Genomic DNA, 11,337 nt, shown 5'->3' with positions numbered 1-11,337 from the left:
ATATTTAATTGGTGTTCGTCAACGCTTATAGTCAAAATATGCAAGGGGAATTTCCACGCGCTGTACATATCCTACGTTTAATTTGCTTGTGATTGCTGTTAAATCATCCGTTGCTTTATTGGGAACGGAGAGGAATGTTATGCTATGGTATAACTTTCATACACGACGAAGGATTTAGTCGTGATGACCTTGGTGCTATTCACTGCAATTTGTGAAGAAACAGTGAAGTGAATGCGTCTTGCAGAATGCCGGTACCGTTGAGTCATTTATTAGAAGAGCAAAGAGCGTCAATCCATTTGCATCTCATGGAGCCGGCTAATGACATTATCGGTTATTTTAAATTTGATATTGCATACTTGAACACATATCCGGTTTGTCCAAAAAACGGTTTGAACTTAAGGACATTTGTAATAGATAGGCATTGACAAGGTCTGGAGGATATTAGCTGTAAGCACATTAGTCCCGTTTACAGTGGGCTGGTTTTCCTAGATTTGAGTCAATGTATTTAACCGTAACTAGGGCTTGTTGATCTTTCAAGTTTGTTTTTGCAGCAGTTTGATTGGTATTCATACAAGGCAGAGCCTACGTAGCATAGTTATTCTATGTAAGTTAGGCGATAAAGACTTTGTGCTCCTGCAAAGTCACCTTACCCCACATCCTTGTGGGGCAACACAGTAGAAATGCCAATCAAGCGCTGCCCTTTGGGTTCCCATGAGTGCGCTTTGTTCATTGTTGCTCAACTTTTGCTTAGATTACTAGGCGGCAAGTCGAGCGTCGCGATCAAAACACACTCAGGAGAACAAAAATCAAACAGCAAAGGTCAACAGGCCCTAGTAGAAGCCCTTCAGTAATTGCTCGTTACCTAACAGGTGGATTTGAAGACAAAAATGAAAAATACTTCGATGGTCCAGTTGGCCTTCAACATATTAAGAGGGCCAGTTTAATCTAGAGCTGGGCCAACAGAAAACTGGTAATAAAATTAACAAATAAAAGGAAAGTGAAGTTTTGAGAGTGATTATTAGCGTTTTGCTGAGTATGTTGCTGAGTGTATCGGCCTACTCAAAAAATCTTGTATTACCCAGCGAGATAAGAGATGAAGGAGAGATCCAACGAGTTGCAATAACAGAACTCGCGAAATCGAGCTTAGCTGCATATGTTGCGTCTACACCGAAAGTCAATTTAAATACTTTACTCAATTTGCAGTTAGCTGCACAGCAATACGAAGACGCAAGTAGCATACTTAAGCAGATTAAAAAGAAAAATATCGATGATAGTCAAATAGAAGAACTTCCTCTTAGGATTGTTGCACAGGCAAAGCTCCTTAGTCATCAATCTAACCTTACCGAGGAGCAGGCCTTTTCTGCTTCATTTAGAGATATTTTTGCTGCACTAGACAATGTCGACGCTAGTAAAGTTATCAATTATTTTCATAATGACAGGTTTACACCACATGAAGCGCTAAGAAGTGTATTAAATACACACGCAGGGCAGAGCAGCATTTCACTCTCGGATGCGATCATCTTGATCAAGCACTATCAAGAATCCAAAGGCGCTGAACTTTGGCAACCTATCATCTCTAGCTTAATTTCTGAAGATGATAGCAAACGCTATATTATTGACGACAAGGTTTTAATAAAGACACCTGACGGGGCGCATATTTCCGCAATCTTAGTTCGCTCTAAAACGGCTAAAAAAGCATTGCCAGCTTTGCTGAACTTCACTATTTACGTAAATAAAAATAAAGACCTTGGTAGAGCGAGAGCGTCAGCAGCGCATGGATACGTTGGCATGGTTGCTTACACCAGAGGTAAAGCCTACAGTCCACAAACTCCTGTACCTTATGAATACGACGGACAAGATGCTAACACCGTTATCGATTGGTTGAGTAAGCAGACCTGGGTTGATGGACGAGTAGGTATGTTTGGCGGCAGTTATGATGGCTTCACTCAATGGGCCGCTGCCAAATATACCCACCCTGCATTAAAAACCATTGTCCCTTATGTTGCTAACAATCCGGGGAATGGCTTACCTGTTGAAAACAACATATTTTTGCTGGTTAATTACGCTTGGGCTTTTTACACAACAAATAACAAAACACTAGATAAAGAGATTTATGCTGATCGTGAGCGTTGGGGATCTCTCAACGATAAGTGGTTTAAAAGTGGCAAAGCATATCGCCAAGTAGATAGCATCGATGGTTTGCCAAATAAGTGGTATCAAAAATGGTTGATGCATCCAAGTTATGATGAATATTGGCGCAACATGCTACCTTACAAAGACGAGTTTTCTAAGATCAACATACCTGTTTTAACTATCACAGGATATTATGATGATGGGCAAAAATCAGCTATCAACTTCCTTAGAGATCACTATAAGTATAAACCTAATGCAGAGCACTATTTGTTAATTGGTCCTTATGATCACTTTGGTGCTCAGGCATCAAAAAAATCTGAGTCACTACGGGGATACAAAATAGATCCTGTGGCACAATTTGATACTGCTGAAGTGACCTATCAGTGGATGGATCATGTTTTTTATGGCGCTGACAAACCTGACTTAGTTAAAGATAAAATAAATTATCAAGTTATGGGCGCCAATAAGTGGAAACATGCACCATCTCTCTCGGCTCTAAGCACGGAAACTTTAACTTTATATCTTAGTAATCAGAAAGTTAACGATAAATATGAACTGGTCTCGGAAAAACCAGATGATAAAGTATTCTTAACTCAAGAAGTAAACTTTGCAGATAGAACGACAACCAATAATGATTACTATCCTTATCCAATTATCGGTAAAAAGCCTGATATTGCGAGTGGATATACTTTTATTAGTAAACCATTCAAAGAAAGTGTGGAGGTCTCTGGTAATTTTAGTGGCGAAATTAAAGCAAGTATCAATAAAAGGGATATGGATGTTGGCGTTGTGCTCTATGAGGTGATGCCTGATGGTCAGCTATTTCATTTATCCTATTATCTTGGTAGGGCTAGTTTTGCGAAAGATATTACCAACAGAGTCTTGCTAACTCCTGGGAAAGTTGAGTCTATTGCGTTTAACAGAACTCGGTTTATAAGTAAAAAGTTGCGCAAGGGCAGTCGGTTAATGGTCACGTTAAACGTGAATAAAAACCCTTATGCACAAATTAACTATGGGACAGGAAAGGATGTGAGTGATGAAAATATTAGTGACGCTAAAACACCATTAGAGGTGAAATGGTATATAAACAGCTTTATAAATGTACCTATTGTTCGTTGATATAAGCAGAGTAGTGCAACATTGAGTTGCACTACTTCTTTATCATCTAGTGCTTGAAGCACCTTTCTTCACCGAGACATATGATTGCGATGACAGGAACTGCGAGTAAGATGTAGACACCTTCTGCTGCGGCTTTAAGAGGTGTGGTTAACGCTTTGGAGGCTTTCTCAGAAAAACTCTTTTCAACATCAAAATTAATTGCGAGCGGATAACTAAATTTTTCGAAGTGCGTAAAGTCGAGTTCGCCATTGTCATACCTGTCACCAACCAGCTTTACAGAAACACGGCCAGATTTAAAACCATAAATTTTCGATTTAGCTCTTATTTCGCTTGGTGCTCTTGGACTTAATTTTATATCAACAGTGCCCTCCACGCCTCGCAATGAACTAATGTGAAAGTTACTTTTTTCAAGAGAGATGTATGCCTGAAACGGACCACCAAGTAATTTGGCCAATGTGGGATCTGTGCGCAGTATATAGTGATGATCTCTGCCTACAAAGATAATGTGTTTGCCATCTTCCGTTTTTAGAAAGGTTGAAATCTTATCTGTATAGTGGCTAGTTTTAGTAACTTCATGGTAGGTTGAACAACCACCTGAAAAGAATATCAATATAGCTGAGACGAGTGCTAATTTGAGTATGTTTATGCGTTTTGTCATTTTTCTTCCTTGACGTACTTTTTTATGATTGCCTTACCTTACCATCAATCAAGTAGTAGCAAACAATAAAAATTCAAAATTATAAAGCGAATAACATTGCTAAAGTCATAAAATAGGCGTATACATCGCGTCGAATTCTCGCTTTCTTTTTTAGGTGTATTTGTGGACTTTTTTTGGGTGTTGTTACTCATTAGCTTGAGTGCAGTTTTCGCGCTGTGTGAAATATCATTGGCAGCGGCACGCAAAGTTAAATTACAAACCTTATTTGATCTTGGTGACATAAGAGCCAAGAAAGTATTGTACTTGCAGGCCAATGCGCATCAATTTTTTGCGGCAGTGCAGGTGGTACTCAATGCCTTGGCTATTGTAGCGGGTATGATAGGTGAGTCGGTTTTTACCCCTTATATTTTGCAACTACTAAATTGGATTGCAAGCTTTATGGATGCAGAAGTTACAGCTTATGCCTCGATATTATTGCAAATATCCACAGTGGTGTCATTTTTACTGATCACATCGTTATTTGTATTGTTTGCTGATTTATTGCCAAAACGAATAGCCATGGTCATCCCTGAAACCATCGCGATGCGATTTATTCATCTTATGCTTGCCAGTGTTTGGGTTTTTAAACCGATTATCTGGCTTTTTAACGTGTTTGCCGATTGGATAATAAAGCTATTCAATTTACCAAATGAACGTGATGAACAGGTAACGCGTGATGATATTTATGCGGTGGTTGATCAAAGTGCTGAGCAGGGTGAACTATGCGAGCACGAATACAATATCATTGGCAATGTGCTTGATCTTAACCAGACTAATATTACCCAAGCGATGATCAACCGCGATGCAATCGTATGGTTAGACGTTCAAGAATCAGAAGAAAACCTGAGTGCGTTAATTCAAGTGCACAGTTTTCAACAATATTTACTGTGTGATGGCTCACTAGACAAAGTGATCGCTGCGCCTGAAGCCAAGCAGCTGCTTAGCAATATTTTGGCTAAAAAGCCGTTGCTGGATGGTCAACATCAAGAATTCCATAAGCCGGTAATTTTGCTTGATACCCTAAGCCTCTCCGATGCGTTGGATGGACTTAAGAGTCATGAAAGCAATTGCGCGGTGGTGATCAATGAGTTTTCGACTGTGGTTGGGATGGTAACGTTATCCAGCATCTTGAATTTAATTGCACTGAAAGACGACCAGGCAATAGAGGCCCAATTTCGGCAAAAGGATAACACCCGATGGTTAGTGCAGGGCGATATGTCGATTAAGGACTTTCAAACTTCGGTGGTTGAGTACGAGTTTGAACCGATTGAAGCCATAGAAACTTTAGCTGGCTTTGTGATCCACAGATTAAAGCATTTTCCTGCTGAAGGCGAGTCGTTAGAAGTTGACGGTTTTAAGTTTAAAGTAATGGAAATTCAAGGTTTGGCCATTAAACAAATTGAAGTTACCAAAGAGCCAACCTTGTGATGATTCTAATTGATTGTTTCATATATGGAAATTATAGTGGATGAAATTTAATCGTTAATGAAACTTTAATTATTATATTCTTGACCTATAGCTTTTTCAGAATAGAATAGCGGCGAACGTAAGGCCTTAGGTTAGGCTTTGCGGCTTCACTTAATACTTAAGGATGAATAAAATGAAAAAGCTAATCACCGCACTTGTTGCATTCACCGCATTGTCTGTATCTGCTCAAGAAGTAGAAGAGGCGAAAGCACTCGTTACTCAACAAAACATTAAAATTGTTGCTATTGGCCAAAGCGGCTGGGATCCAATTTGGAGAGAGCCTACCTGTAGCATCCAAAAAACGGATGAGGATGCTGTTGGTAATGCTTACATGATCAGTCATTACGACATGTGTTTATGCCAAAACAGTAAAAAAGCGAGCTATCTGATTGAAGATACACAAAGCAACCCTAAGCAAGCAGCGGTTATTTGTTACCTAGAGCAGTAAGCTAGTCAACAGCAGCAGAGCAAAGTACCTGCACTTTACTCTGCTTTTATCACAGGTGCTTCCTTGAAGTTCAAATTAGCTAAATTAACTGACTTTTTGCTTTGGCGTGCTAAATAACCTGAGCTGCGGATAATTAATGCCTTTCTAGCAGCCAGTTTTAGCGCTAACTGCGTTGAATTCACTTCCAATAGCCAGCTATTGGTGCGTAAATTCGCCTTGCCTACAGGATGTAGGTACCTTAGCGAGAGCAGGACGCGGAAGCGGTGTTTTCCCTAAAACTCTCTGGCTAGACAAGGAAAAACTAAGTTGTGCTTTAGCAACAATGAGTTGGAACACTCCTTATCCAAACCTCAGGTTAAATAACTTACCTAACTTCCAATCGAACTTTACAGCGCTGACGGCCGTTAAGATTAAAACAATCCCAAGCGTTTGTAGCATCGAAATCGTGTGCTCGAATGCAATAAAATCTACAAACAGCGCCACGACCGGATAGATAAAAGAAAGAATAGCAATTAATGTGGTGCTTAAGCGTTGAAACGCATCATACATGATCACATACATAAACCCTGTGTTGACGACGCCTAAGAATAAGATATTGCCCCAGCTCGATGAAGTCTCTGGGAAGTGTGCAAAGTCGACCCAAGGCAACAAAAATAAACCGCCAAAAAAGATTTGGATCGCAGCAACCACACCGGATGGCACTTGGCTTACCTTTTTCGTCATCAGCGTTGTAATGGTATACAGAAATGCGGCTCCAAGTGCCAGTAGCAGACCAAAAACGGCTTGGTTACTCTCTTGTGCAAAAATCACCGCGACTATTTCTTGATACGGGATCCCCACAACCAACCATAACCCCACCACGGCGATGGCCAACCATAAAAGGATTGCTTTACTTGGGTACTGACGATAAAGCACCGCGCTTAATAATACCAACATCAAAGGTTGTAGATGATATGCAATGATTGAAATTGAAAAAGGAATATAGTCAAACGAGGCGAATAACAGCACCCAGTTTCCGACCAGCGCAATACCGCCGAGCAAGATGGTCATAAACACGGGACCTTTAAACACCTCTTTTGTCAGTTGCTTTGTTACAAGCACGTATCCAAGAAGGCACAACGCGCTAATAACACAACGTAAAAATACCACGTTCCAATGGGATTGTTGTGCACTGACGACAAAGTATCCTATAGCACCATAGCAATTATCATCTCTATTGAACCTTTCTCTTTATCTGAGCCAAACATTGTTCACACCTTGTTATATTCAATTCTATACTTGCATATTACTTAGGGTTTGCCGTATTACTAATAGACAATAAAAGGCTAATTTTTCTAATTTCCTAAAAATGAAAGGCAAAAATGCGAAAATTAATTAATAATGAAAAATGGTCGCTTGATGCGATAGATAGCAAGCTTATAGCGCTGTTAGAAAACAACAGCCGAGTGTCTGTTGCTGAAATGGCTCGTGCTGTGAATATGTCTTCACCGAGTGTGAATGAGCGCATGAAACGTATGGAAGAGTATGGGGTAATTAGTAAATACAGTATTGAATTAGACCCAGAAAGCTTTGATTACCCACTGACTGCCATTGTGCGTATTCGTCAGCATCCCGGTAAACTAAAACAACTTGAAGCGATGATCCAAAACATTCCTGAAGTGATTGAATGTGACAAAGTGACGGGAGAGGATTGTTTTTATGTGAGGTTGTGTTTTGAGAGTATGCCTAAGCTAGACGAAATTTTGGATAAGGTCTCCACGCTGGGTGATACCCACACATCGGTGGTGAAATCAACAATAGTCAAACGTAGAAACGTGCCATATCAGATCTGCAAAAGGTAATCGCTAAGTATGGCGAACAGTAAAGTTTTGACGGGATCAGCAATACGCACCTAAACGTCAACAAATTTATAGTTTGTCACACTTTTTATAGCAATCCTGCCATCAATCTGGTTTTGAGTATGTTAATATCCGTGCAGCAGTTTTTTACGAGATAGATTATGTTTCAACCAGTTAGCCTCTTTGTTGGGTTAAGATATAGCCGTGCTGCTAAAGGCAATGCATTTATATCGTTTATCTCATTTTTCTCAATTGCGGGTATCGCCCTTGGCTTAATGAGTTTGATCACCGTCAGCTCAGTGATGAATGGCTTTGAGCAAACTTTAAAAGCCGCCATGCTTGATTTGATCCCGCATGTGCAAATTAAGGAAAATGAGCAACTTGATCAAAATAAATTACAAGCCATTGAAAATCATCCATTGGTTAAGCAAGTTTCACCATATGTTGCAAGTGACGTAATTCTACAAACCAACCAAGATTTGGTGGGAGTGCAACTTCAAGGACTATTTCAAGGGTATGAAACAGCGTTAGATGACGCCATACGCGCAGGTAGCTTAACTCGATTGTACGAGCAAAAATACCAAGTGGCGCTGAGTCGCTATTTAGCCAATAAACTTGGCGTAAGCGTTGGTCAACAACTTCGCGTGATCATGCCTGAATTCACCACCTACACACCGCTTGGCCGTACGCCGACGCAGCGTTTATTCACCGTAGCTGCGATATATGATGGCCAAAGCGAAGCTGACACTTATTTGGCATTTGCCGATGGGAAAAGCTTGCAGCGGTTAATGCGCAAGAAACCAGAGCAATACGACCTTAACATTCATTTATATGATGCTTTTAGCCTGCCAGATTTTTATCAGCAAGCGGACAGCTTGTTGCAGGGGCTAGAGACACAGGATTGGCAAACTCAGCAAGGCACATTGTTTGCAGCCGTTGCAATGGAAAAGCGCATTATGTCGCTACTACTTGGCCTTATTGTGATAGTGGCTGTATTTAATATCATTTCAGCGCTATCTATGATGGTGAGTGAAAAGCAAGGGGAAGTGGCTATTTTGCAAACGCTTGGCTTTACACCACAAATGATAGCTAAAGTGTTTATGGCGCAAGGGATGTATAACGGCGTTTTTGGCACACTCATTGGTGTTGCTGGTGGATTATTGCTTTCGAACAATATTAATGAGGTGCTCCACCTCGCAGGCCTTCAGTTGCTTGGTGGCGCTGAACTTCCGGTCAAAATAGAACTAACAGATTTAACGATTATGGCAGTGGGCAGCATATTGCTAAGCTTTTTAGCAACCTTGTATCCAGCTAAACGCGCGTCGAGTGTGCTGCCAGCAGAGGTATTAAGATATGAGTGATTTAGTCATTGACTGCCAAGATTTGGTCAAAAGCTACCAAGATGGTAAAGCCGAGGTAACGGTATTAAAAGGCGTTGATTTATCTGTAACCCAAGGGGAGATGCTTGCGATTGTGGGTAGCTCAGGCTCAGGTAAAAGTACTTTACTGCATATTCTAGGCACCTTGGATAAAGCGTCCACCGGCAGTGTAAAAATCAAAGGTGTGGAAGTTGGCAAGCTGTCACGTAAAAAGCAGGCGGAATTTAGAAATAAGCATTTGGGTTTTATCTATCAGTTTCATCATTTGTTGATGGAGTTTAGTGCGGTTGAAAACGTGGCGATGCCATTATTAATTGCCGGTTATAAAGCAAAGCAAGCCCGCGAAAAAGCATTACACATGCTCGATAAAGTGGGCTTGAGTCACCGTGCTGATCATAAGCCTTCAGAGCTTTCTGGGGGGGAGAGACAGCGTGTTGCGATAGCGAGAGCGTTAGTAACAGAACCTGATTTGGTGCTAGCTGATGAACCAACCGGCAATCTTGATAAGCATAATGCGCTAAGGATCTATGACCTCCTAGCTGAACTCAATCAGCAACTAAAAACCAGCTTTGTTGTTGTAACACACGACTTAGAGTTGGCAGATAAGCTTGGTCGTGCAGTGCAACTGGACGATGGCAAAGTAGGTGTGTATCAGCATGCTTAGTTATTTTTTAAGCAAACGCTTTAGAGAGTCTAAACGTCAGCTTGGTTTTATTGGTTTTTTAACCCGTGCTTCTACGCTTGGTGTAATGCTGGGTATGGCAGTATTGATAGTCGCACTTTCTGTGATTAATGGTTTTGAAGAACAATTAGAGCAGCGGCTGTTGTCGGTGGTGCCGCAAGTGAGTTATCAAGCACCTTACGACCCTATTCAAGCGTGGCAGCAAAAAGTAGAGATCTTGGAGAGTCAGCGTGGCGTCGTAAGTGCGACGGCCGAAATTAACTTAACAGCCATGCTGCAATACAAAGGCACCTTAAAAGCGGCGCAGTTAAAAGGGATTGCACCAAATAGGCATCATACGGTGTCGAGCATAGGTGATTTTATAAAAGGCGCAGAATTAAAGGCACTAAAACCGGGTGAAGTGATCATCGGCAAAGGAATAGCTGACAAGCTTGGCGTCGTGGCTGGCGATAATATCCAACTCTTGGTTGCTAACAAACATTCGGATAATCCACTCGCTGCGCCAAAGCGATTAACGGCGACGGTGGTGGGGCTTATTGATATGGGCGGGCCACTTGACCAAACATTAGCCTTAGTGCCACTTAACGCACTGCAAGAAGCGATGGACTTTAGAGAAGATCAAGTAACGGACTTGCGTGCCAAGGTGAGTGATGTGTTTCAGGCACAATTAATTGCGACATCAGCGGGTAGGGCATTACCTGATTTAGTGTACGTATCATCTTGGTTTCGAACGCAAGGCGGACTGTATCAAGATATTCAGATGGTGCGCACTATCGTCTATCTCGTGGTATTTCTGATCATCGCAGTAGCGAGCTTTAATATCGTCTCTTCTATGGTGATGGAAGTAAAAGAAAAGCGGGCGGATATCGCCATTTTGAAAACCATGGGCGCACAGGACAGTACGATTTTTTCGACTTTTGCGTTACAAGGTGTGACGTATGCAGGGATTGGTGCATTGTTAGGCACTGGGATCGGCATTTTTATTGCTATTAATATTCCCGATATTTTTAAAGCTTGGATCAATATGAGTGATAGCAATCCGCTTGAAGGCGTCTACTTTATTGAATACTTACCGAGCAAAATTATTTGGACAGACATTTATATCAGTTTAGTCACGACTTTTGTTATGGCAGTCGTCGCAAGCTTATATCCCGCTTGGCAAGCCACCAAAACGGATCCTGCCAAAGTATTGGGAAATGGGTAACACCTAAAACCGTAGGTCGGCCTTTAGGCCGACATCTATGGGCCGATACGCCCATTCATCATTGCATGGTCTTATCTCATTTTCCATGACACACGCACCGTAGGTTGGCCTTTAGGTCGACACTCTAAGACCGAAAACCCGCTAATTACAAACTTTGAGCGTAATGATAAAGGGCTTTTAAGATCTGCATATTGCGCTCATTACCTTCATTCTCTGCGACTAAATTTTCAAGCTCCAGCGACTTTTGTTATGGCAGTCGTCGCAAGCTTATATCCTGCTTGGCAAGCCACCAAAACGGATCCTGCCAAAGTACTGGGAAATGGGTAACATCTAAAACCGTAGGTCGGCCTTTAGGCCGACACTCTATGAC

At 41.4% G+C, this 11,337-nt stretch carries 9 protein-coding genes; 7 read left to right on the top strand and 2 right to left on the bottom strand.

Annotation, left to right across the window (positions count from 1 at the left end):
• The first annotated feature begins 1,011 nt into the window (after nt 1–1,011).
• Nucleotides 1,012–3,252 carry a CocE/NonD family hydrolase gene (locus tag L1D50_RS17025; RefSeq protein WP_239966465.1) on the top strand — a complete coding sequence of 747 codons (2,241 nt, stop codon included), beginning with the start codon at nt 1,012–1,014 and terminating at the stop codon, nt 3,250–3,252.
• Nucleotides 3,253–3,298: 46 nt separating this feature from the next.
• Here the strand turns inward: L1D50_RS17025 and L1D50_RS17020 are convergent, their stop codons facing one another.
• Nucleotides 3,299–3,910 (bottom strand): hypothetical protein, encoded by a 612-nt coding sequence (locus L1D50_RS17020; RefSeq protein ID WP_128726036.1) that lies wholly within the window; start codon nt 3,908–3,910, stop codon nt 3,299–3,301.
• 162 nt (nt 3,911–4,072) lie between these two features.
• Here L1D50_RS17020 and L1D50_RS17015 point away from each other — a divergent pair, with 162 nt between their 5' ends.
• Together L1D50_RS17015 and L1D50_RS17010 are read left to right on the top strand one after the other, a co-directional pair.
• Entirely contained in the window at nt 4,073–5,377 is a 1,305-nt protein-coding gene (locus tag L1D50_RS17015; RefSeq protein WP_128726037.1) for a hemolysin family protein, read from the top strand.
• Nucleotides 5,378–5,549: 172 nt separating this feature from the next.
• Nucleotides 5,550–5,864, top strand: coding sequence for a hypothetical protein (locus L1D50_RS17010; RefSeq protein WP_010604891.1), 315 nt, complete (start codon nt 5,550–5,552; stop codon nt 5,862–5,864).
• A 339-nt stretch (nt 5,865–6,203) separates the two neighbouring features.
• Here L1D50_RS17010 and L1D50_RS17005 read toward each other — a convergent pair whose 3' ends face one another.
• Nucleotides 6,204–7,013: a DMT family transporter gene (locus L1D50_RS17005; RefSeq protein ID WP_239966464.1), complete on the bottom strand. Its 810-nt coding sequence runs from the start codon at nt 7,011–7,013 to the stop codon at nt 6,204–6,206.
• 212 nt (nt 7,014–7,225) lie between these two features.
• Between L1D50_RS17005 and L1D50_RS17000 the strand changes: the two genes are divergently transcribed.
• The 4 genes from L1D50_RS17000 to L1D50_RS16985 all read left to right on the top strand — a co-directional run bounded on the left by L1D50_RS17000 (nt 7,226) and on the right by L1D50_RS16985 (nt 10,967).
• Complete coding sequence (locus L1D50_RS17000; protein WP_239966463.1) at nt 7,226–7,705, top strand: Lrp/AsnC family transcriptional regulator; 480 nt, start codon at nt 7,226–7,228, stop codon at nt 7,703–7,705.
• A gap of 158 nt (nt 7,706–7,863) precedes the next feature.
• On the top strand, nt 7,864–9,063 hold the full coding sequence (locus L1D50_RS16995) for a lipoprotein-releasing ABC transporter permease subunit (protein ID WP_239966462.1): 1,200 nt from the start codon (nt 7,864–7,866) through the stop codon (nt 9,061–9,063).
• Complete coding sequence (gene lolD / locus L1D50_RS16990; protein ID WP_239966461.1) at nt 9,056–9,745, top strand: lipoprotein-releasing ABC transporter ATP-binding protein LolD; 690 nt, start codon at nt 9,056–9,058, stop codon at nt 9,743–9,745. The genes L1D50_RS16995 and lolD overlap by 8 nt, the downstream gene beginning before the upstream one ends.
• On the top strand, nt 9,738–10,967 hold the full coding sequence (locus L1D50_RS16985) for a lipoprotein-releasing ABC transporter permease subunit (protein ID WP_239966460.1): 1,230 nt from the start codon (nt 9,738–9,740) through the stop codon (nt 10,965–10,967). Before lolD ends, L1D50_RS16985 begins: the two co-directional genes overlap by 8 nt.
• Nucleotides 10,968–11,337 lie beyond the last annotated feature (370 nt).

The sequence above is a fragment of the Pseudoalteromonas sp. Isolate6 genome, from assembly GCF_022398435.1.
GTDB lineage: Bacteria > Pseudomonadota > Gammaproteobacteria > Enterobacterales > Alteromonadaceae > Pseudoalteromonas > Pseudoalteromonas galatheae.
Note: the sequence above shows the minus strand (reverse complement) of the source record. Positions and strands in the feature narration are given on the sequence as shown.